Raw genomic sequence first — 20,862 nt, forward strand, 5'->3', positions numbered from 1 at the left:
ATTATAATCTAAATAACGATTTGAGATTAAATCTAGGTTATGAAAGAATTTTCAGTGCTGATTTGAATATTAACAATCAATTTAATATAGCTATAAGATATATTCTAAAACATTTCTAACATTGCTAGGGGTTAAAAATTAAATATTTTTAATTTACTTAATTTAATGTTACTAAAAGTTACAATATATCAAAATATTAAATAAAATAATAATAGTATTAATTAAAATCAAATTATAATAATTCAAATCATTAATGAAAGGAGAATTTCAATGAAAAAAGCAGTTTTAGCTATTTTGGCTTTAGGTTTTATTACGAGTGCTAGCGCATATTCTTATAATAGATTTGGAGATATGTCTTATTATGGTTATCCTCCAACAAATAATACCTTTAAATTTAAGTGTGCAACGTTATATACTTGTGCTATGCAAGGTATGACTATTAGGGATAATTGGAATAGGTTATTTTAGGTAAGCAATTGTCTTACCTAAAAGGATTAATATGAGATTATCAAATACTAATATTACTAAGCCTATTTTGAATGTTGTGTGTAAAGATATTAGAGCTTTAAACCAAGTTGTTTTTAATCAAGCAGAGCAAGTAAAGGCTACTGATGTAAAAAGTATATATAATACCGAGTATAAAACTAATAAAAATGATTTTTACAATACTTATTTTTCTTTTAATCAAAAAACAATAGGATTTGATTTAAGCAATAAAAATCGTGAAAAATTACAAGAATTTTTTAATGAAGATAATTTTAAATATTTTGATGATAAATTGATTTTGCAAAAAGACGCTGCTTCTTATGTTGGTTCTTGGTTTAATTATGTTGCTTTTAAGCAAAACTATTTAAATGCAGATATTAATAAAAATGGTGTTTTAAATAAAACTGAAATGTTAGATATAAAACTTCAATTTCCAAATAGCAATGTTTTTACTAATATTAGTAAAACTGATATAGATTGTCTGGAGCTTTTAGGAGAATTGCAAAACTATACAAGTATTAGTAATATGATGAATTATTATATTCAAGATGATAAAAATTATGATTTAGCAATAACAGGTCTGGAGAAAAACGGAGTAGCTGGGATTAATTATGTAGTAGAAATAATTATGAATAATATTGATAAAAATAAATTGCAACAAAGTATTGCTAAAGCAACTCAAGAAGATATCAAAAGACAAAGCGATTTAGCTAATGCTCTTATAAAAATAAATAACGATGATTATAGTAAGCTTAGTGAAGATGAGAAAAAAATCTTAAATTCTTTAAATATAGAAATTAATCTAATAAATATAATAGGTGAAGATAAAATAAATGAATTGGTTAAAAATAATAAATTAGATGATTTTATAGATTTTACTAAAGACTTTTTAGAAGAATTAAATAATATAAAATTAATTAACATTAAGGTTTAAAATATTTTTTTAATTTAATGTTACTAAAAGTTACAATTTATCAAGATATTAAATAAAATAGTAATAGTATTAAATAAAATCAAATTATAATAATTCAAATCAATTTTAATATATTTAATTTCACAAAAATACTAGTTCGTATCATAAGTTTTGGTATTTTAAGATAGCTTTTTTGTAAGTATTCTAAAGATATTAAAGACTAATTAATTTTGGTTATAGCTATAAATATCGCAAGTATATGTGTATGAATTATTGATTTAACGGCAGACTTTATTGCCGTTATGTTTTTAAATATTTAATTAAAGTAATAAACATTAAGGATTATTTATGAAGCACTATATTAACAATACTTCTAACACTCCAATTATGTGGCAAGATAATATTGCTAAAAAAGAGTTAAGCACACAAGAACTAGCAAGTATAAATGCTAGTATAAAGAGCAATTCTTTTAGCGTTAAAACAAATAGAGCACAAGATTATAATACTTATTTTAAATTTGGTAATGAAAACATTGGAGTGAAATTAAATGAAGCTAGTATTGAAAAATTAAAAGATTTTTTTGATGAAGATAATTTCATTAAAACTAATAAAGGAATTATTTTAGATAAAGATGCAGCTTCTTATGTCGCTGGATGGTTTAGTGATATTGCATATAAACAAAAATTTCTTGAGTCAGATATTGACAATAACGGAGAATTAACTCACAAAGAAGCAAGGAATACATTAAGTGGATTTGATGAAGATGCAGTTCTCATAAGCGATGAAAAAACCAAAGAAAAATATATAGTTTCAAATTCTATTACGAAAACTTATAAGAAAAGTGATTTTTTACCAAAAAATGATGGTTATTATTCAGATATTTCAAATTCTATCAATGATGCTATAAAAGATGATAAAAATCTTGATGGTATTATTACATTTGGTGAGTTTATGGATGTAGGTGAAAAGGGATATTTTGAAGATTTTATGAGCGAAAGTGGTTCTAGTGCTCCTGCAATTAGCCTTGATGATTTGATAAATGGACTTACTAAGCATTCTAGGCAGCTTGCCGAAAAAGCTGAAGAAAAATTAACTGAAGTAATAGCCAAGATTAAAAAGCTTGGGGTTGATAAGTTAGACCAAAGTGATAAAGATGTATTAATTCAACTAGGAATTGACCCTGCACCTTATGAGAGCGAATTTAAATTAAAACAGATTATAAGTGATAAACTAAATATAAGTCCTGATAAAGTAGAAAGCCTAGCAAGTGAAAATAAATTAGATGATTTTGTAAATTTTAGTGGAAATTTTGCAATAACTCTTAGTGAAACAAAATTACTTGATATAAAAGCTTAATTTCTAATTTAAATTCTTTGTAATAAAATGGGCTAGTTTAGGGTAATAAACATTAAGGAACTTTATGAAAATAGATATCTCGCAAGTAAAAAATACTGCTATTGCTAGGAAAAGTGATATAAAAATTAAAGAATTAAACACTCTTGATATAAATAAATTAAATGCAAGTATTAATTCAAATTCTTTTAGCTTTAAGACAAATAAAGAGCAAGATTACAATGTATTTTTTAGACTTGATAAAGATAATATCGGGGTAAAGCTTAGTGAAAATAATATTAATAGATTAAAAGACTTTTTTGATGAAGATAATTTTATTGATACTAATAAAGGAATTATTTTAGATAAAGACGCAGCGTCTTATGTAGTGGGTTGGTTTGCTGATACGGCATATACAAGAAATTATCTTGCAGCCGATAAAGACAATGATGGAGAAATTACGGCTTTAGAAGCTTGGAATTTGTTTGACTTAGTTAATGTAAATTATGAATTATTACAAGATAAAAATAAAGAATATTTCCTAAAGGCAACAAATATAGATGAAACTTATGATTCAAATAGAATAGCTCATAGTATTGAAGGTAAGTCTGATTTAAGTGAGGCATTAGATATTATAATTGATATGGACAAAGACTTAGATGGCAAAGTTACAGCGGGTGAATATTGGAATGTGGAAGATAAAGATTATATAAATGAGTTTGGAATTGTATATGATGATGAAAATCACTCTTTTATGAGTATTCCACATAAAAAAATTAAATTTAATATAGCAGAAGAAGAGCTTAAGAGAGTAAAAGAACAAATTAAACTTAATAATATAATTGCAAAACTTAAAAAATCACAATCTTTAGATAATAACGAAAAAGAAATATTACAAAAATTTAATATCCAAAACATAAGTAATGAATTAAAAATAAGCGAAGATAAATTAAAAGAATTAATTACAAATGATAAATTAAGTGATTTTATAGATTTTACAAAAGAATTTAAAAAAGATTTAAACGATACAAAATTAATTGATATTAAGGTGTAATTTTTTATTTTTAATTAATTATTACTAAAAGTTACAATATATCAAAACATTAAATAAAATAATAATAGTATTAATTAAAATCAAATTATAATAATTCAAATCATTAATGAAAGTAGATTTTCAATGAAAAAGTAGTTTTAGCTATTTTAGCTTTAGGTTTTATTACGAATGCAAGTGCGTATTCTTGGTATAGTTATACAAATGGTTATAGCTTTCTTACTTGGTCAGGTGCTTGGGGTTCAGCTTTTAATTCTTCAGCAAGAGATAGAGTAATGCCACAAAAAGAAGGCTGGAAACCACCTAGATTACCAAAATATTAAAATATAAATTAATATACTTTTACTAAATTACTTTAGTAAAAGTATTAAGGAAAACTTATGAAAATAGATATCTCGCAAGTAAAAAATATAGCATTTGCTTGGGCTGATAATGTTAAAACTAAAGAATTAAATACTAAAGATATTAGTAATTTAAAAGATAATATAAATAAAAATAATTTTGAGATTAAGACAAGTAAAGAGCAAAATTACAATGTATTTTTTAAATTTGATGAAAGCAATATCGGAGTAAAACTTAGTGACAAGAATATTAATAGATTAAAAGAATTTTTTAATGAAGATAATTTTATTGATACTAATAAAGGAATTATTTTAGATAAAGATGCAGCAAGTTTTGTCGCTGGGTGGTTTAGCGATGTAGCGTATAAGAGTAATTTTTTAGCAGCCGATAGAAATAACGATGGAGAAGTAGATAAAAAAGAAATTGATTATACTACAGGAGCATTTTCTTTATATATAGAGCCAACTAAAGATGGTTCAGGACAAGCTACTAAAGTTGCAAGTTATATTCCAAGTATTTTTGCTATCAATAAAGATAATGTAAGCAGTATTAGCAAAGCACTTGATAAAACTATTAGTATGGATAAAAATCTTGATGGTTATATAACAATTGCTGAAAAATATGATTTTAAAGATATTGTTTATGAATACGGAGTATTTTTAGATAATCAACCTTTTACAAGTATTCCACTCCACAAACAAGCTAATGTTGATATGGCAGAAGAAGAAATTAAAAGAGTAAAAGAACAAATTAAAATTAATAATATAATTGCAAAACTTAAAAAATCACAATCTTTAGATAATAACGAAAAAGAAATATTACAAAAATTTAATATCCAAAACATAAGTAATGAATTAAAAATAAGCGAAGATAAATTAAAAGAATTAATTACAAATGATAAGCTAGGAGATTTTATAGATTTTACGAAAGAATTTAAAAAAGATTTAAGCGATACAAGATTAATTGATATTAAGGTTTGATATTAGGAGATTTTATGAGAATTAGTGGTTTTGATGTTGATATTTCAAAAGTATTTGATACTAGCTATCATAAGGCGAATTTGAGTAATTTTCACAATTTAAATCAAGAGCAAATTAATGCTATAAAAGATGATATAACAAATCAAAATTATGCTCTAAAAACAAGTGATAAAGACAATATAAATGTTGTTTTTAGTTTTGATAATAATACTCAAGGAGTTAATCTTAGTCAAAATACTATTGAAAAATTAATGGCTCATTTTGATAAAACTGATTTTATCTTAAGTGATGATAAGCTTATTTTAAATGGTAATGCTGCTAATTTTGTCTCAAGCTGGTTTAAAACAATTGCTTATGATTTAGGACTTGCAAAAGCTGATAGTAATCAAGATGGTAGGATAAATAATGATGAATTAAGTAATGCAAGGCTTGAAGTTGGGGTTTATGGCGAGTTTAATGGATATATTTATGTAGTAAATAAATTAAGTGATGAAAGATTTATAAATACTAAAACATATGATAAATTAACTTTAGAAATTGGCACAAGTATTAGCGAGTATTTAGATAGTGTAATATCTAGTGATAGGGATTTTGATGGGGTTTTGAGTTTTGCTGAGATTAATTTTGAAAATATTAGCGAAGAACAAGATTATAAAAGTGAATTAAAAGAGAAAAATACAGATATAAAACGCTATCAAAATGAATTTCAAAGGTCAATTGCTTATTTTGCAAAAGAAGGTCAAAGTACCGAAGAAATCAAAAACAAGCAAAAAGAAAAAGAATTAGAACAAGCCGAGCTTTTAGCAAAACTTATGCAAATAACTCAAAAAATCAAACAACAAGGCTTAAATTCACTTACAAGCGATGATAATAAAATCTTAGAAAAATTAGGCAAAAGTGCAAATGCGATTGCAAATAGTGTAGAAATTGACTTAAGTATTAGTGTGGTAGAAGATTTAGTAAATAACAAAATCTTAGATATAAAAGTCTAGTTTTATGATTTTATTTATGCTTAAAATTAAGTTATTTTGATACTTATATAAAATCTTAGAATTTGAAATTCTTATTTTAAATTCTAGAATTTCAAATAAGAATTTCATCAAACTATAAAGTATTTTTGAGCATCATCTTTGCTAAGTGCATTAGCAAAATAATTATTTTGCATAAATTCACAATCTTTATTAGTAGGATTTTTTGCATATGCAAGTGCTAAAGAACAAGCAAGTTTAATATCTTCTAAACTAGCGTCATTATCAAGTAAAGAAATAGCACCTATTAAATCGGTTCTAATTTCGCTCATTTTTATCTCTTCATTATCTAATAATTTTAAGATTTTTAGACCTTCTTCTTCATTTCTTGAAATTATCATTTTAGCACCATTTGGCAGTCTTAAATGCCTTCCATATCTTAACAATTCAGCGTTTTTACTATCTAGCGTTTTGTATTTTAGATAATCTTGGATTTTGTTTTTATATGCTTGTAAGGTTAGCAAACACCCACCAGCAGGGCTTTCATAATCACTATAACCATAAACTTTTGCAAGTTCCATTTGTCTAGTTCTACCCCTACCACTAAAATCAAATAATTTTTCTCTATCAACCCAGCCTTTAAGTTCAGGCATAGTAGGTGCTAGTAATTTTGCACTAAGTGGGCGTAAAATGATATTATTTAAATCTTCGCTAAGTTTTGCAACACTATTTAATGCTTGTGCTCTTTGGCTCATTGGACGCTGACCTAGCACTTCTCCACTAATTACAAAAGAAGCACCTAAATCATCACACATACTAAGAGCAGTTTTAAACATATACCCATGACAATCAATGCAAGGATTAATAGCCTTTCCATAGCCATATTTTGGATTTAACAATACATCTTGCAAGTATTTACTACTAATATCAACAACCCTAAAACTAGCTCCAGCCATATTTGCACGACGCTCTAAAAGGGCGAAATTCTTTCCGCCAAACCCTGTATCAATGTGAATAGCTTCAACTTCTATTCCTTGCTTTGCAATGGTAGTGATTGATAACATACTATCAAGACCACCACTAAATAAAGCTAATGCTTTCATTTATTCTCCTAATTTTCTTATATTATCTTTAAGCCTTGCTCTTTCATCATCGCTTAATTGCTTATTATGATTTGCTATTAGTTCTACTAGGCAATGATAAGCCTTTTTTAAACCATCATTACTATGAATTAATTTATGATTTTTTATTAATTCTTTAGCGTAATTTTTAAAAAGCAAGGCGTTTAGGATATTACAACTTGCGTAATAATTGGCTAAATTATTAAAAAATACTAAGATATTATCTACTTTTTTAGTAGGGTGAATATTGTTTAAAAACTCTAGCATATTAGCATTTGCGTAGTTTTTATTTAATACATCATCAATTAAATTATTATGAAAATATTCTCTTAAAATAAGAATATTAAAATTAGCTTTTGAAATAGCTAAAAAATAAATTATCGCATCTTCTAAAGAATTGCTTTGAGTTTGTTTAGCTTGTGGTTTTTTATCTATTACTTTTGCTTTTATTCCGTTTAATAAATCAAAATCAAGCCCATAATTTTCGCAAAATATTTTAAGATGAGTATTGGCTAAAAATTTATCAATAGTATTGGTGTAATTTAGCACAGCTGAATATGCTTGTTTGATTAAAAATGGTTCAATTTTGCTTATGCTTAATTTGTCTATATAATCTAAATTCAATTCTTTTTTAAATATATATTCAATACAAAAACTAATTATATTAATAGTATTATTTAGTTCGGTTTTTAGCTTTAATTCTTCATTATTTTCAATGTATTCGCCTGGGTCTTTATATGTTTTTAGCCTTATTACTTCGGCGTTGTAGCCAAATTTACTCAATAAAACTCCCGCTTTAAAAGCAGCTGCATTTCCCGCTGCATCTTTATCAAAGCATAAAGATACAAAACAATCTTTTTTAATTAATTTTAAATGTTGCTCTGTTAGTGCAGTTCCTAGCACTGCTACTGAATATGTAAGTCCTGCTTTATGAAGACTTATTGTATCCATATAGCCTTCGCAAATTATCATTCTTTTGTGTTTATTAATATCATTTTTTGCTAGATGATAAGCGTAAAATATACTACTTTTATCAAATAGTTTTGAAGCGGGAGAATTTACATATTTTGCAGGATTTTGTGGATTTAATGTGCGTCCTCCAAAACCTACTAAATAACCTGTATTATCGTAGATTGGAAAGGTAATTCTTTCTATAAAAGATGGATAAATTCCATTATCGTTTTTTTTAACTACCCCTTCTATTAATGCTTGTTCTAAAGCTATATTTGATTTTTGCAAAATCCTTAAAGTATCATTTGCACTTGGTGCATAGCCAAGATTAAACTTAATTCTTAAATCCCTTGTGATTTTTCGCTTTTCAAGATAGGCAATCAAATTCCCACGGATATTTAATTCACTTATATAATATTCGTTGAGTATTTTACAAGCGTCGTTGTTTTGAATAATTTTTGTTTTTTTATCATCTTCTAAAATAAAGCCATAAATATTTGCTAATTCTTTTACTGCTTCTATAAATTCTAAATTATGATATTTTTGCATAAAGCTAATAGCATCACCATTCGCCCCACACCCAAAGCAATGAAAATATCCTTCATTTTCACGAACAGCCATACTAGGATTTTTATCAGCGTGAAACGGACATACACACATATAATTCGCACCATTTTTATGCACGGGAATGTAGTTTGAAATCAAATCAACAATGTTAATGCTATCTTTTAATCTTTGAATGCTCTCGTTTGTAATCATAAAAGTATTATATGTATAATTAATTAATTTTATTTAAAGGATATTAGTGGATTTAATACTTAGCTATTATAGAAATCCTATTTTTGGAATTTTAGTTTTAATTAGCCTTGTTTTAATTATTGCTTTAGCTCAAATAATTTTTGCAAGTTTAAAGGAAAATCAAACTAATAAAAATATTAAAAAATATCTTGCTAATTTTAATGCAATTGAGCCTAAGTATTTAAGTAGTTTAAGTTTTGATGAAAGGCTTAATTTAGCTAATGGATTTTTTAAAGCTTCAATGTTTTTAGAGTGCAAATATGTTTTGATTAATTTATTAAACGAATTTGCAAATGATAAAGATTTATTATACTTATTATCTGTTTGTGATTTAAGGCTTGGATTATTAAACGACGCTAAACAAAATTTATTAAAGATTTTAAAATCTCGTGCTAGAGATGAATTAGCACTACTATGTCTTGGATATATTCATTTTAAATTAAACGAAATCAATGAATGCAAAGAAGTTTATAAATGTTTGTGCGTTTTAGGAGATTATGAAAAAGATTTAGAATTTATAAATAATTATAAAAGCTTTAATACTAAAAGTTTTAAAGAAATTAAAATTGATGATGAAACAATAAATCCAAATAATATCAGTCAATTTTATTTATGTAAAAATTGCTCTTCACAATCTATTTTTTACACTCCGTTTTGTTCGCAGTGTTTTAAGTGTGATACAATGCAAGCTAATTTAAGGATAAGGATATGAAAAAATTAACGATTTATACTGATGGGAGTTGCCTTAAAAATCCTGGAGCAGGGGGTTGGGCTTGGATTATTATAGATAATGATTTAATCATTAAAGATAGTGGTGGAGATAAGCTTACAACCAATAATATTATGGAATTAAGCGCCTGTATTAACGCTTTAAAAAGCTTAAAAGAACCTTGCAAGATTGATTTATATAGCGATAGTCAATATGTAGTTAAGGGTATTAATGAATGGCTTAGTGGTTGGGTTAAGACTGATTTTAAAGGCAAAAAAAATGTTGAATTATGGAAGAGTTATTTAGAAGTTAGCAAAATCCACGATATTAATGCAATTTGGGTTAAAGCTCATAATGGTGATAAATACAATGAAATGTGTGATGAACTAGCTAGAAGTATGGCACTTGAGTATGAAAATAACACTATAAATGCTAATGTAGTGCTAGAAAAAAGAATTTCAAAATATCATAAAATTGAAGAAAAACTAGGATATAAATTTAAAAACGAAACCTTATTAAATCAGGCTTTAACTCATAAAAGTTTTAGCAAAACTCATAATGAAAGGCTTGAGTTTTTAGGTGATGCGGTGCTTGATTTGATAGTAGCAAATATTTTATACAAGGATTTTTCTCGTTATAGTGAAGGGGATTTAAGCAAATTAAGAGCAGCTTTAGTGAATGAAAAGTCTTTTGCAAAAATTGCTAGTTATCTTGAAATTGGAGAGTTTTTGCAATTATCAGTATCTGAAGAAAATAACGGCGGAAGAAAAAAACCAAGCTTATTATCAGATGCTTACGAAGCAATAATAGGTGCAATTTATTTAGAAAGTGGATATGAGATTGCTTGTGCTGTTGGCTCTAAGATATTAAATGAAGTTTTTCCTAAGATTGATATAGAATTAATTAAAGACTATAAAACAAAATTACAAGAAAAAACCCAAGCAATAATGGCTCAAACCCCTGAATATAGGATTTTACACACAAAAGGGCCTGATCATAAAAAAGAATTTGAAATAGGGCTTTTTTTAAATGATGAATTATTTACAAAAGCAATGGGCAATAGCAAAAAAGAAGCAGAGCAAAGTGCTGCTAAATTAGCGTTAGAGAAGTTAGAAGATGAATAGTTTTGGAACATTTTTAAAATTTAGCACTTTTGGAGAAAGTCACGGAAAAGCAATTGGAGTGGTTATTGATAACTATCCTGCAGGGGTTAGAATTGATACTGATTATATAAATTCCTTGCTTAAATTAAGACAAGGTGGTGGAGCGTTTAGCACTCCTAGAAAAGAAGCTGATGAAGTTAATATTATTAGTGGAGTATTTAATGATATTAGCACAGGTGCTCCAATTTGTGTGCTAGTAGAAAATAATAATACAAGAAGTAAAGATTATAAAGAGCATTTACGCCCTGCACACGCTGATTTTACATATTATGCAAAATACGAGCATTTTGATTATCGTGGCGGTGGTAGAAGTAGTGCTAGAGAAAGCGTAGCAAGGGTTATTGCAGGTGCTTTTGCTGATTTAATATTAAAAGAATTTAACATTAGAACTTATGCTAGTATTTGTGGGGTAGGTGGTGTTAGTTTAGATGAGTTTAAATTCAGTGAAGAAGAGTATAAAAGGGCTTTAGAAAAAGATTTTAATGCTTTAGGTGATGATTTATTTAAAGAATTATTTAAAGATGAAATCACAAAGGCAAAGAATAACAATGATAGTGTAGGTGCAAGTGTTAGCGTAGCAGCATTTGGCGTAATGGCAGGGCTTGGAGATGGGCTTTATGATAAATTAGATGCTAGAATTGCTAGTGCGTTTATGGGATTAAATGCTGTAAAGTGCGTTGAAATTGGAGCAGGAAGAAAGCTTAGCTCAATGAATGGCTCTTTTGCAAATGATGAGATTTTAGGTGTTAGCAATGATGAATTAATGCAAAATCAAAATAGCTCTATTTTAAAACAAAGCCCTAATTTTAAGTCATTTAAAGTAGCAAAAACTAATATTAATAAGCCTTTATTTTTACATACTAGACATAATTTTAGTGGTGGAATTATCGGTGGAATTAGCACAGGAGAGAGTATTTATATTAAAGCTCATTTTAAGCCAACTCCATCAATTTTTAAAGAACAAACTATGTTAAATAAAGACTTTAGCCTAATAAAAGATGCAATTTATGGAAGGCACGATCCTTGCGTAGGTGTTCGTGGAGCTGTTGTCTTAAAAGCTATGCTAAGTTTTATAATAGCTGATTTTTTAATGTTAAATTCATCTGCTAAAATAAGCAATCTTAAAAAAATCTACAAAGGAGAATAAATGCCAATAATTAATGTAAAATTAGCAGCACCAATGCCAAATAAAGAAAAATGCGAAGAAATAATAAGTGATTTAACAAATTATTTTGAAACAAAATTAGGCAAAAAGCGTGAGAGAATAGTGGTAATGCTAGAAGAAATTCCGCAATCTCATATAGGTTTTGGCGGAAGAAGTGTTGAAACTATTAATAATGCTGATTTTGTTAATAATTTTAAACTTGACGATGATAGATAAAAAGCTCCCCATGATTTAAAATGGGGTGCAATTATGTTTGTTATATATTGCATAATAATTTTTATTTTATTTGCATTTATACTTATAATCAATGGTTTTCCAGAATTTGTATATTTAGTATGGAAAGCTTTTAAACGCTTTGATATTACTTATCCTTTAATATCTTTAGCAATTTTTACAAACTTATTTTTATTATTTATCAAAAAAATAAAAAAACTAAAATTCAAAACTTTTTTAACCATTAGCCTAATAATTATTAGTTTTGAAATGCTTTTTATTAGACCTGTGGTTGATTATTCTAGTTTTAATAATTTTAGTTATGTTTTTAAAAGCAATTATGAAAAAGACTTGCAAGGATATTGTGTAAAAGAAAATAAGATTTTAAGTAAAGACGAGCTTTTAAGAATAGCTACTAATGATTTTTTAGGTAAAACTATAGTTTATTATAAAAATATAGCTAATAAGTATGAAAAAGACAGGATTTATTTTTATATCCTTGATGAGGTTAAGGAATTTAATGATTTAAAATTATTTGATTTAGAAAAATTAAAACAATACAAAATAAACACTAAAAATTATTTAGCAAACTTACCAAAACTACTAGAAAAACCATTATTTTTATCTACTCCTTATAGTTTTGATATTGTATTTTTTAATGAAGGATTTAAGATAAATAATGGATATTTAGAGTTTTTATATACCAGAACAGATAGTGCTAACATAACTCATCAATTAAAATCTAGCATAGAAATAGACAATTGTGGCAATACCAATAGAGCTATTGATGAAGAGCCTTGTTTTGATTTTTTTGGCTGCAAATATAGATATAATTTATAAAATTATAAGAATTTTAATTAGGATTTTAAAAACTAAAATTTTTAATCAAATTCTTGCCGAAATATCATATTTTGTCATTAACACTCATAAAATTTCTTTTAATTATATTACTTAACAATAATTATTGAACTATCATTATATATTTAATCAACATATTAGCATTGATATAATTTGTTACAAGTATAAAAAATATAAAAATAATATTTATAAATTCTAAGAAATTTGTATTTGATTATAGGATAGAAATAAATTTGTTAAAATATATTTATTTTAAGTCTTGTTTAAGATAGGGGGGGGGGTAAAATACTGCCTTAATTTTATTTAAGGAGTTTTAATGAAAATTTTACCTGATGAAAAAATCATCTATAAAAAACGTGGAAGTTTTAAAGCTTTTTTTGACTGTTATGTCTATTCTAGAAAATATAAAGAAGTTGATAGTGCTTGGATATCTTGGTTTACACGCTTATGTTTATTGTTTTTAGTTTTTGCTATGTGGATGGTTTATGGTTTTTATGGTATTAAAACAGATATAGACTTAGAATTGATAAAAATTTTATTATGTATTGAATTAAATATTTTCTTAATTCCTTTATGGATACAAGTATTTAAATATATAAGCCGTTGCAATAGTCAATTTGACATAATAACTAGAGTATTAGGAAGCAGTATGGTTACAGGTATTGCTATAACCTTAACATTTGCTGTATTTAAAAACATAACTTTATCTCAAACTCACTTATTGTTAGGTATGCTTTGTGCAACATTAATTGTTGTTCTATCTATGTTGTATTGGTTATGTAAAGTAAAATCATCTTTAATAATCATAACAAATAAAAGAATGTTAATAAAAACAGGCATTATTTTTCAAGATTCAACCATTACAGATCTTAAAAGAATTGCAACTATTGACGTAAAACAAAGTGTTATTGGAAGTATTTTTAGATGTGGCGCTTTAGCCTTTCATGGTTACGGAATAGGTGGTTTTTGCTTGCCCTTTATGTCAAGTCCTACTGCATTACGTGATGAAATTTTAAAAGCTCAAAATGGTATAAATAATGATGAGCAAAAAATATACGATGAAGCGCTAGATGAATATTAAAAATAATTGTTAGTTTATATTATGTTACAGCATTATTTATTATTGCTTGTTCTGATAATAAAGCGAAAGAAAATAATGCTAATAATGAAATAAATAATAAGATCATTGAAGTCAATAAAATTAATCAATATATATTCAAGGTTAGCATTTAAGATAAGACTGAAGAAAATTTTTTGACTAAACATTACGAAACAACAAGATATTTAATTATGACAGCTAAAGATGATATAGAAATTACAAAAATTACAGCAAATCGTGGTGCTTGTGAGGTTCAAAATATGAATTACGGCTCATATATTGGTAATAATGTTATATCAGTAGAAATTCTGGCTAAAACATATTATAAAAATTATTAGATATTTACCCTAATTTTGTGCTTATCTAGGTGATTGTAAGGCATTAATAAAATGGCTGGAGTTGAGTGGAGATGATAAATATTTTTATAATATTTGGTTTAATATACTAGAAAAAGGAAATCAAAAATATATTAGATCTTGTAAAAAAGCTAAGGAACAAGCTCAAGGAAACTACTATTATGATTATAAGTTACCTATGAAATTCGGTAAAACTGCAAAATTTTCTATAAGTAAATGTTCTGAAGTTTTAGAAATTACAATATTTACAAACAAAGGTGATTTTACATATATATTTTAGAATACTTTTAATATTATTTCAAATTCTAAGATTTATCTAGAATTTGAAATATTTACTTGCAATTTAAAATATATCTTAATTTATAATCTTCAAAATGTTTTGGATAAGGGACACTTACTTTAAAGCTTTTTGATGCGTTTTCATTGATAATCCCTTCTATTTTAAAATCGTGAGAGTAAAAATTGCGAATTTTATTAAGTTTTAATGGGTCAAAGCCTTTGCTTAAATCAAATATACTTCCATCTACTTTTTTGATACCAAGATTTATTATTCCTATATTTAATTCACAGGTTTTTACAGGAACTTTTCCATTATTATATATTTGACCACTAATTACTACTTCATTTGCTGATTTATAGTCTTTTTGATTTCTTAATTCTACACTTTTTAAAAAGCTATCTATGGTAAGAAGAGTTGAATATCCAAAAATCAATACAAAAATTATGAGTGTAAAAGAAAAGGTATAAAGCTTGTTTTTTTCTTTAAAAAAATAAATAATTAAAAATTGTGAAAATATATAAACTACAAAAGCTGCAAATATTACAAAGATATGAAATTGTGATAAATACATAAATATCTCCTAAAAACAAGTAATTAAAGTATCAATTGTATATTTTTTAACATTACTAGGTATTAATAAATAAGATTTTTCGTATGAATTTTTTGGAATATCTTTTAAAATAATTTCTGTTGTTTTTAATGGTTTTAAGGTATTTTTGATTAGTTCTAAGTTATTTTTGCTGATTTTTTTTATATTGAATTTAATTTTGCATATTTTAAAATCTCTTTGAGATTTGTTATGTAATTTAAAATCTAAATATATATTATCGCTGAAAATTAATTTATCATTTTTGATTATTTCAAGTTCTGCTGGACGATATGTAGCATTTATATAGTTTTCTCCAATAAAAAACAATACAAATTCTAAAACAATACCTACTATGATTAAAAATATTGAGAAAGTTGGAAATTTTCTTAAAAAAATCGCAAGAATTAAAATTACTATAAAAAATAAAAAACAAAGCCCAAGAAGAATTAAATCTTGGGCATAGAAATTCGCTAGATAAAAATGAATAGTATCTAATAATTTTTGCATTAATTATTAAGGCTGGTTGTCTTTTTTGTGCTTGCATTATCTAGCCAAATATTAGGCACAGCTCCGCCAGGTGTTAAGAAAATCTTAGCATCATTATTAACCTTTAAAGCTTCGTTAAATTCTTTTTGGGTTTCAATTTGCTTTAATTCTAATAATTCTTTACTTATACTTTTTGCGATTTCTCTATTCGCATAAGCTTGTGCGTCTGCTTCTATTTTTTGTGCATCTGCTTTACCTTGTGCTTCAATAATCGCAGCTTTTGCTATACCTTCTGCAAGTGCAGCTTTTTTAAGTGCTTCTTGATTTGCACGCTCAACTTCATATTTTGTTCTTTCTGCTTCTTGTTTAGCTATTTGAACTTTTTCAATTTGCTCTTTAACATTCGTTGGTAGTATTATTCCACGAAGTTTTACACTCTCAAGTAATACAGGTTTATTATCTTGAGCGTCTATGCTTTTTCTTGATTCAAGTTCAATTGAAGCAGCGATTTCATTACGCTTTATAGGTAATTCTTCAGCTGTATATTTTCCAACCACACTTCTTACAACTTCTAAAATAACAGGGTCTATAATTTTATTTTCCCAATCAAGCCCCCATTGAGCTATAGTTTGAGGTGCATTGCTTGCATCTAAGCGATATTGCACTGTTATATCTACTGATACAGGCAAGTTTCTAGCATCAACAACCGTGATTGATTCTTTATTGATTATGCTTTCTCTACCATAAGTTCTTTCACTAGCACCTTCAACGCTAGCATAATTTATTTGTCTTACTTTAGTATCTACAATTAAAACTTTTTGAAAATACGGGATTATAAAGTGAAAACCAGGTTGAAGAGCTATCGGATCATACTTACCAGTAGTTGATCTAATACCTACTTGTCCTGAATTTACAACTACAAATGGCTTAGCTATTACTACTATTAAAAATATAACAACAGCTGCAATTATTACTCCGTTAAATTTACCAAAACCTTTAAAATTAAAATCAATATTAAAATCTGTTTTTTTATTGTCATTTTTTTTGTTTTTATTGAAATAATCATTTAAATCTGCTGGCATTTATACTCCTTGTTAATTGATAAAGAAAGCATTTTACATTGTATAAGTTTATAATTAGAAAAAAGATTTTATAAAAGATAGTCTTATTGTTAATAAAATTAAAAGTTAAAATCAAATTCTTATTTTAGATTCTATATATTATAAAGTTTAGAGCGATAATTCGCTCTAAAAAATTAAATATAAGTTAGCCAAGAAGCGTATTTTTCATTTCTTCCATATACTATATCAAAGAAAGCATCTTGGATTTTTTTAGTAATTTCTCCACGAGCCCCATTTCCTATTACTCTATGATCTAGTGAATTAATAGGAGTAATTTCAGCTGCTGTTCCTGTAAAGAATGCTTCATCACAAACATAAACTTCATCTCTACTAATTCTTCTTCTTTCTACACTAATACCTAAATCTTTTGCAATTTTTAAAACAGAATCTTGAGTGATTGATTTTAGAGCATAATCATTTGGTGGAGTGATTAATACGCCATTTTTAACCATGAAAAAGCACTCGCCTGTGCCTTCTGCTATAAATCCTTCTTCATCACACATTAAAGCTTCTTCAAAACCTGAATTAATAGCTTCATATTTAGCCATCATTGAGTTTAGATAGTTTGCACTTGCTTTTGCTTTATTGAAATTTGCTTTTGTGCTATTTCTCATTAATGATGAACAACATACTTTAATACCTTTATTAAGTCCATCTTCTCCTAAATAAGCACCCCATTCCCAAGCTGCAATACCTACTCTAACAGGAGCTTTTGCATGATAAATTCCCATAATACCATCGCCTAAGAAAATTAAAGGGCGAATATATGTATTTGAATTAAAATTATTGCGTCTTAATAACTCAATTTGAGCATCTTCTAATTCTTTTTGCGAAAATGGTGGAGTAATTGCAGTGATTTTTGCACTTTCTAATAATCTCTTAGTGTGATCTTGCAATCTAAAAATAGCCATACCATTTTCTGTTTTATACGCTCTTGTTCCTTCAAATACTGCGTTAGCATAATGTAATGAGTGAGTTAAAAAATGAACTTTTGCATCAGCAAAGTTAATAATTTGTCCATCCATCCAGATGTAATCAGCTTTAATTGCCATACTTTTTCCTTTAAATTAAATTTTGCGAAGTTTAACAGATTTTTCATAATAAGTATTTATTTTTTTTACCTAGAATTAAAAATTAATAAGGAGAAAAAATGGTAACAGATAAAAATTATTATTTAAATAGAAGAAATTTTTTAAAATTAGGTGCAGGAACTATAGTTTCAAGCCAAGCAATAGCTGAAGAATTAGCAAAAACTAATCTTGATTTAGTTCCAAGCGATAGTGAATATGCTTATAATTATGTTAATTTTTATGAGTTTAGCACAAACAAAAGCGAATGCGTAAGATTAGCTAGCAAATCAAGCTTAAATGATAAAGCTATTTCAATTGAGATAGGTGGTTTGTGTGAAAACCCAATGACCTTAACTGATTTATCAGCTTTTAAAATTGTTGAAAGGGTTTATAAATTACGCTGCGTAGAAGCTTGGAGTATGAATTTACCTTGGCAAGGATTTGAATTAAGAGAATTGATTAATCTTGCAAAGCCAATAAGTGAAGCAAAATTTGTTAAATTTACAAGTTTATATGACCCTGATATTTTTCCTGATCAAAGATTTAATGGAGTATTAGATTATCCTTATGTAGAAGGATTGAGATTAGATGAAGCAATGCACCCGCTAACATTACTTGCAACAGGACTTTATAAAGAAAAATTAAAAGCTCAAAATGGAGCTCCAATTCGCTTAGTTGTTCCTTGGAAATATGGTTTTAAATATATTAAATCAATTGCTAAAATTGAATTTACTAAAGAACAACCTATTAGCTCTTGGGAAAAATACAATCCGAATGAATACGGCTTTTATGCAAATGTTAATCCAAATGTCCCACATCCTAGATGGTCTCAAGCATCGCATAGGGTTTTAGGTAGCTTTTTTAAAGAAGATACTCAATTATTTAATGGTTATGAAGAAGAAGTTGGGTATTTATATAAAGATTTAGATTTAAGAAAGAATTTTTAATGATTATTGCAATTAAAATTCTTTTAGTTTTAGCGTCTTTTGGGTATTTTATATCATCTGTTTTATTAGGATATGATTATGTAAAAGATATTTATAAAGCAAGTGGGCAACTTGCTTTAATATCTTTATTTTTAAGTATTGCTTTACCTAATAAATTCTTAGTTTTTATAAAGTTTTTTGGTAAATTAGCTGGATTTTTTGCAATATTGCATTTTTTAAATTTTGTTATAGTAGATAATCAATTTAATATAAAAATATTATTTACAAATACTATTGCAATAAGAAATCTTTTAGGATTAATTGCATTTATTTTTATGATTTTAATGTTTTATAAAAAGTATTTAAATTATTCTAATTTTGTGTTTTTACTAGCGGCATTTCATTATTCTTTAAGTGTGAAAATTCCTGAAACATTGCATTATTTAGTTATATTAGTGGCATTTTTATTTTTATTTAGGAGTAAAAATGATATTCGGAAAGATTGATTATATTAATTTATTACCACTGCATTTTTATTTAAAAAGCTCAAAATTACCAAGCTATGTAAAAAAAAGCATAGAGTATAAAAAAGATGTTCCTGCAAAATTAAATAAAGCATTGAAAGAAAAAAGATTAGATTGCGCAATTATTTCTAGTATTGAAAGCAAAAGGTCAAAATATAAGAATTTAAATATAGGAATTTGCGCTAACAAAAAGGTATTAAGTGTATTAGTTGAAAAGAACTCAAATGCACAAAATGATAAAGAATCAGCCACTTCAAATGCTTTAGCTAAGGTTTTAAAATTAAATGGTAAAGTAATTATTGGAGATAAGGCACTAAAAGAATATGTAAATAATAAAGAAAAATACATTGATATGTGTGAAAAATGGTATGAATTAACTAAATTGCCTTTTATGTTTGCAAGGTTTTCAAGTATTAAAAATCATAATAGTGCAAAAAGAATTTTAAAACCTTTTATAAGAAAAAATCTAACTGCAAATCAAAGAATAAAAATACCTAATTATATTTTAGATTATTATTCAAATACAAGAAAAATTAGTAATGATGATATTAAAAACTACCTAAAATATATTTATTATAAAATTGGGAAAAAAGAATTAAAAGCGTTGAGTATTTATACTAAAAAAATATATATTTAGTGGCATTTAAAAACGCCACTAAATTGGGTAATTATTTCTTTTTCTTACCACATTTACCAGTTTTGCAAGCTGTTGCAGCAACTTTTTCTTTTAACACGCTGCTAACTTTGAATTTAACAACTTTAGTTGCTGGAACTTTAATTTCTTTACCTGTGCTTGGAACTCTTGCAGTTCTTTCTGCTCTATCAGTTGTTGAGAAAGTTCCAAAACCATTAAATGGAATTGATTCACCTTTTTCTAAAGACTCAGCTAGTGCTTCAAATACAGCATTTACTGCAGTTGTAGCATCTTTTTTAGTAATTTCTGCTTTTTCAGCAACTAATGAAATAAAATCTGCTTTAGTCATCTAAAACTCCTTAATATTGATTAAAAGCCCTATTTTACAATAAAAAAACAATATTTAGCTAAAAAACAAAAAAAATATTAGTATTTGTGTAAAAATATAGCAAAATTAGTTTTTAAATAGCATAGTTGGCAAGTTTAATACGCAATTTATTAGAAATATTTTTAATTTTATAAAATTTTAAGCAAAAATATATATAATTTGCTTTTTTTATTCACGCTTAGGTAGCTCAGCTGGCTAGAGCGCTGGTCTCATAAGCCGGAGGTCGGGAGTTCGAGTCTCCCCCTAAGCACCATTTCATAACTTCAAATAATTTTTCCAATTTTATTTTTTATAGTTTTTATATTTTTTTGATTTTTATTAGAAAACTCGTTTTAAATA

24 protein-coding genes, 1 tRNA gene and 1 pseudogene are annotated in these 20,862 nt (G+C 26.3%); 19 read left to right on the forward strand and 7 right to left on the reverse strand.

Annotated features, from left to right (window positions below):
• Window positions 1–270 precede the first annotated feature (270 nt).
• The 6 genes from AVBRAN12637_RS06860 (at window position 271) to AVBRAN12637_RS06885 (ending at window position 6,096) form a co-directional block, all read left to right on the forward strand.
• The gene (locus AVBRAN12637_RS06860) at window positions 271–468 is read left to right on the forward strand and encodes a hypothetical protein (protein ID WP_214118589.1); all 198 of its coding nucleotides are present in this window, start codon (window positions 271–273) and stop codon (window positions 466–468) included.
• Window positions 469–499: 31 nt separating this feature from the next.
• Complete coding sequence (locus AVBRAN12637_RS06865; RefSeq protein WP_336607603.1) at window positions 500–1,420, forward strand: hypothetical protein; 921 nt, start codon at window positions 500–502, stop codon at window positions 1,418–1,420.
• Between the two features lie 327 nt (window positions 1,421–1,747).
• Complete coding sequence (locus AVBRAN12637_RS06870) at window positions 1,748–2,755, forward strand: hypothetical protein (protein WP_214120485.1); 1,008 nt, start codon at window positions 1,748–1,750, stop codon at window positions 2,753–2,755.
• Window positions 2,756–2,819: 64 nt separating this feature from the next.
• The gene (locus tag AVBRAN12637_RS06875; RefSeq protein ID WP_336615564.1) at window positions 2,820–3,785 is read left to right on the forward strand and encodes a hypothetical protein; all 966 of its coding nucleotides are present in this window, start codon (window positions 2,820–2,822) and stop codon (window positions 3,783–3,785) included.
• Between the two features lie 377 nt (window positions 3,786–4,162).
• The gene (locus tag AVBRAN12637_RS06880) at window positions 4,163–5,104 is read left to right on the forward strand and encodes a hypothetical protein (protein ID WP_336615565.1); all 942 of its coding nucleotides are present in this window, start codon (window positions 4,163–4,165) and stop codon (window positions 5,102–5,104) included.
• A gap of 14 nt (window positions 5,105–5,118) precedes the next feature.
• The gene (locus tag AVBRAN12637_RS06885; RefSeq protein ID WP_336615054.1) at window positions 5,119–6,096 is read left to right on the forward strand and encodes a hypothetical protein; all 978 of its coding nucleotides are present in this window, start codon (window positions 5,119–5,121) and stop codon (window positions 6,094–6,096) included.
• A gap of 107 nt (window positions 6,097–6,203) precedes the next feature.
• Here AVBRAN12637_RS06885 and AVBRAN12637_RS06890 read toward each other — a convergent pair whose 3' ends face one another.
• Both AVBRAN12637_RS06890 and dnaG read right to left on the reverse strand, forming a co-directional pair.
• The gene (locus AVBRAN12637_RS06890; protein WP_214118699.1) at window positions 6,204–7,175 is read right to left on the reverse strand and encodes an argininosuccinate synthase domain-containing protein; all 972 of its coding nucleotides are present in this window, start codon (window positions 7,173–7,175) and stop codon (window positions 6,204–6,206) included.
• On the reverse strand, window positions 7,176–8,903 hold the full coding sequence (gene dnaG, locus AVBRAN12637_RS06895) for a DNA primase (protein WP_239803014.1): 1,728 nt from the start codon (window positions 8,901–8,903) through the stop codon (window positions 7,176–7,178).
• Window positions 8,904–8,949: 46 nt separating this feature from the next.
• On the opposite strand from dnaG, the gene AVBRAN12637_RS06900 reads away from it, so the two are divergent.
• From AVBRAN12637_RS06900 to AVBRAN12637_RS06940, 9 genes and pseudogenes are all read left to right on the forward strand, one after another.
• Window positions 8,950–9,654: a tetratricopeptide repeat protein gene (locus tag AVBRAN12637_RS06900; protein ID WP_214118702.1), complete on the forward strand. Its 705-nt coding sequence runs from the start codon at window positions 8,950–8,952 to the stop codon at window positions 9,652–9,654.
• A pseudogene (rnhA, locus tag AVBRAN12637_RS06905) lies at window positions 9,651–10,040 on the forward strand (ribonuclease HI); the annotation flags it as partial. The gene AVBRAN12637_RS06900 and the pseudogene rnhA, both read left to right, overlap by 4 nt.
• 66 nt (window positions 10,041–10,106) lie before the next feature.
• The gene (rnc, locus tag AVBRAN12637_RS06910; protein WP_336607624.1) at window positions 10,107–10,775 is read left to right on the forward strand and encodes a ribonuclease III; all 669 of its coding nucleotides are present in this window, start codon (window positions 10,107–10,109) and stop codon (window positions 10,773–10,775) included.
• A complete protein-coding gene (gene aroC, locus AVBRAN12637_RS06915; protein WP_214118706.1) occupies window positions 10,768–11,961 on the forward strand; it encodes a chorismate synthase in 1,194 nt (397 codons plus the stop codon). Before rnc ends, aroC begins: the two co-directional genes overlap by 8 nt.
• Complete coding sequence (locus AVBRAN12637_RS06920) at window positions 11,962–12,195, forward strand: tautomerase family protein (protein WP_214118708.1); 234 nt, start codon at window positions 11,962–11,964, stop codon at window positions 12,193–12,195.
• A gap of 33 nt (window positions 12,196–12,228) precedes the next feature.
• On the forward strand, window positions 12,229–13,032 hold the full coding sequence (locus tag AVBRAN12637_RS06925) for a hypothetical protein (protein WP_336615566.1): 804 nt from the start codon (window positions 12,229–12,231) through the stop codon (window positions 13,030–13,032).
• Window positions 13,033–13,366: 334 nt separating this feature from the next.
• Window positions 13,367–14,131, forward strand: a complete 765-nt coding sequence (locus AVBRAN12637_RS06930) for a PH domain-containing protein (protein WP_214120298.1) — start codon at window positions 13,367–13,369, stop codon at window positions 14,129–14,131.
• Window positions 14,132–14,304: 173 nt separating this feature from the next.
• Window positions 14,305–14,487 (forward strand): hypothetical protein, encoded by a 183-nt coding sequence (locus AVBRAN12637_RS06935; protein WP_214120299.1) that lies wholly within the window; start codon window positions 14,305–14,307, stop codon window positions 14,485–14,487.
• 61 nt (window positions 14,488–14,548) lie between these two features.
• Window positions 14,549–14,785, forward strand: coding sequence for a hypothetical protein (locus tag AVBRAN12637_RS06940; RefSeq protein ID WP_214120300.1), 237 nt, complete (start codon window positions 14,549–14,551; stop codon window positions 14,783–14,785).
• A 52-nt stretch (window positions 14,786–14,837) separates the two neighbouring features.
• On the opposite strand, the gene AVBRAN12637_RS06945 is transcribed toward AVBRAN12637_RS06940, so the two are convergent.
• From AVBRAN12637_RS06945 to AVBRAN12637_RS06960, 4 genes are all read right to left on the reverse strand, one after another.
• Window positions 14,838–15,356 carry a DUF2393 family protein gene (locus AVBRAN12637_RS06945; protein WP_214118712.1) on the reverse strand — a complete coding sequence of 173 codons (519 nt, stop codon included), beginning with the start codon at window positions 15,354–15,356 and terminating at the stop codon, window positions 14,838–14,840.
• A 9-nt stretch (window positions 15,357–15,365) separates the two neighbouring features.
• The gene (locus tag AVBRAN12637_RS06950; protein WP_214120301.1) at window positions 15,366–15,881 is read right to left on the reverse strand and encodes a DUF2393 family protein; all 516 of its coding nucleotides are present in this window, start codon (window positions 15,879–15,881) and stop codon (window positions 15,366–15,368) included.
• Entirely contained in the window at window positions 15,881–16,942 is a 1,062-nt protein-coding gene (locus AVBRAN12637_RS06955) for an SPFH domain-containing protein (RefSeq protein WP_214118716.1), read from the reverse strand. Before AVBRAN12637_RS06955 ends, AVBRAN12637_RS06950 begins: the two co-directional genes overlap by 1 nt.
• A 173-nt stretch (window positions 16,943–17,115) precedes the next feature.
• Window positions 17,116–18,033: a branched-chain-amino-acid transaminase gene (locus AVBRAN12637_RS06960; RefSeq protein WP_214118718.1), complete on the reverse strand. Its 918-nt coding sequence runs from the start codon at window positions 18,031–18,033 to the stop codon at window positions 17,116–17,118.
• Window positions 18,034–18,131: 98 nt separating this feature from the next.
• Here AVBRAN12637_RS06960 and msrP point away from each other — a divergent pair, with 98 nt between their 5' ends.
• From msrP to AVBRAN12637_RS06975, 3 genes are read left to right on the forward strand one after another with little or no spacing between them, the layout of a single operon-like run.
• The gene (gene msrP, locus AVBRAN12637_RS06965; RefSeq protein ID WP_336615567.1) at window positions 18,132–18,998 is read left to right on the forward strand and encodes a protein-methionine-sulfoxide reductase catalytic subunit MsrP; all 867 of its coding nucleotides are present in this window, start codon (window positions 18,132–18,134) and stop codon (window positions 18,996–18,998) included.
• The gene (locus tag AVBRAN12637_RS06970; RefSeq protein ID WP_214118720.1) at window positions 18,998–19,483 is read left to right on the forward strand and encodes a hypothetical protein; all 486 of its coding nucleotides are present in this window, start codon (window positions 18,998–19,000) and stop codon (window positions 19,481–19,483) included. Before msrP ends, AVBRAN12637_RS06970 begins: the two co-directional genes overlap by 1 nt.
• Window positions 19,464–20,138, forward strand: coding sequence for an MqnA/MqnD/SBP family protein (locus AVBRAN12637_RS06975; protein ID WP_214150241.1), 675 nt, complete (start codon window positions 19,464–19,466; stop codon window positions 20,136–20,138). Before AVBRAN12637_RS06970 ends, AVBRAN12637_RS06975 begins: the two co-directional genes overlap by 20 nt.
• 31 nt (window positions 20,139–20,169) lie before the next feature.
• Here the strand turns inward: AVBRAN12637_RS06975 and AVBRAN12637_RS06980 are convergent, their stop codons facing one another.
• Window positions 20,170–20,484 carry an HU family DNA-binding protein gene (locus AVBRAN12637_RS06980; RefSeq protein WP_214118724.1) on the reverse strand — a complete coding sequence of 105 codons (315 nt, stop codon included), beginning with the start codon at window positions 20,482–20,484 and terminating at the stop codon, window positions 20,170–20,172.
• A gap of 215 nt (window positions 20,485–20,699) precedes the next feature.
• Here AVBRAN12637_RS06980 and AVBRAN12637_RS06985 point away from each other — a divergent pair.
• A tRNA-Met gene (locus AVBRAN12637_RS06985) sits at window positions 20,700–20,776 on the forward strand.
• The last annotated feature ends 86 nt before the right edge of the window (window positions 20,777–20,862 follow it).

Origin of the sequence: Campylobacter sp. RM12637 (assembly GCF_020137645.1) — a bacterium.
GTDB lineage: Bacteria > Campylobacterota > Campylobacteria > Campylobacterales > Campylobacteraceae > Campylobacter_E.

Excerpts from the sequence above, each read along its gene's own strand:
- AVBRAN12637_RS06860 (WP_214118589.1), top strand. The coding sequence starts at position 271 with ATGAAAAAAGCAGTTTTAGCTATTTTGGCTTTAGGTTTTATTACGAGT.
- AVBRAN12637_RS06865 (WP_336607603.1), top strand. The coding sequence starts at position 500 with ATGAGATTATCAAATACTAATATTACTAAGCCTATTTTGAATGTTGTG.
- AVBRAN12637_RS06870 (WP_214120485.1), top strand. The coding sequence starts at position 1,748 with ATGAAGCACTATATTAACAATACTTCTAACACTCCAATTATGTGGCAA.
- AVBRAN12637_RS06875 (WP_336615564.1), top strand. The coding sequence starts at position 2,820 with ATGAAAATAGATATCTCGCAAGTAAAAAATACTGCTATTGCTAGGAAA.
- AVBRAN12637_RS06880 (WP_336615565.1), top strand. The coding sequence starts at position 4,163 with ATGAAAATAGATATCTCGCAAGTAAAAAATATAGCATTTGCTTGGGCT.
- AVBRAN12637_RS06885 (WP_336615054.1), top strand. The coding sequence starts at position 5,119 with ATGAGAATTAGTGGTTTTGATGTTGATATTTCAAAAGTATTTGATACT.
- AVBRAN12637_RS06890 (WP_214118699.1), bottom strand. The coding sequence starts at position 7,175 with ATGAAAGCATTAGCTTTATTTAGTGGTGGTCTTGATAGTATGTTATCA.
- dnaG (WP_239803014.1), bottom strand. The coding sequence starts at position 8,903 with ATGATTACAAACGAGAGCATTCAAAGATTAAAAGATAGCATTAACATT.
- aroC (WP_214118706.1), top strand. The coding sequence starts at position 10,768 with ATGAATAGTTTTGGAACATTTTTAAAATTTAGCACTTTTGGAGAAAGT.
- AVBRAN12637_RS06920 (WP_214118708.1), top strand. The coding sequence starts at position 11,962 with ATGCCAATAATTAATGTAAAATTAGCAGCACCAATGCCAAATAAAGAA.
- AVBRAN12637_RS06925 (WP_336615566.1), top strand. The coding sequence starts at position 12,229 with ATGTTTGTTATATATTGCATAATAATTTTTATTTTATTTGCATTTATA.
- AVBRAN12637_RS06930 (WP_214120298.1), top strand. The coding sequence starts at position 13,367 with ATGAAAATTTTACCTGATGAAAAAATCATCTATAAAAAACGTGGAAGT.
- AVBRAN12637_RS06945 (WP_214118712.1), bottom strand. The coding sequence starts at position 15,356 with ATGTATTTATCACAATTTCATATCTTTGTAATATTTGCAGCTTTTGTA.
- AVBRAN12637_RS06950 (WP_214120301.1), bottom strand. The coding sequence starts at position 15,881 with ATGCAAAAATTATTAGATACTATTCATTTTTATCTAGCGAATTTCTAT.
- AVBRAN12637_RS06955 (WP_214118716.1), bottom strand. The coding sequence starts at position 16,942 with ATGCCAGCAGATTTAAATGATTATTTCAATAAAAACAAAAAAAATGAC.
- AVBRAN12637_RS06960 (WP_214118718.1), bottom strand. The coding sequence starts at position 18,033 with ATGGCAATTAAAGCTGATTACATCTGGATGGATGGACAAATTATTAAC.
- msrP (WP_336615567.1), top strand. The coding sequence starts at position 18,132 with ATGGTAACAGATAAAAATTATTATTTAAATAGAAGAAATTTTTTAAAA.
- AVBRAN12637_RS06970 (WP_214118720.1), top strand. The coding sequence starts at position 18,998 with ATGATTATTGCAATTAAAATTCTTTTAGTTTTAGCGTCTTTTGGGTAT.
- AVBRAN12637_RS06975 (WP_214150241.1), top strand. The coding sequence starts at position 19,464 with ATGATATTCGGAAAGATTGATTATATTAATTTATTACCACTGCATTTT.
- AVBRAN12637_RS06980 (WP_214118724.1), bottom strand. The coding sequence starts at position 20,484 with ATGACTAAAGCAGATTTTATTTCATTAGTTGCTGAAAAAGCAGAAATT.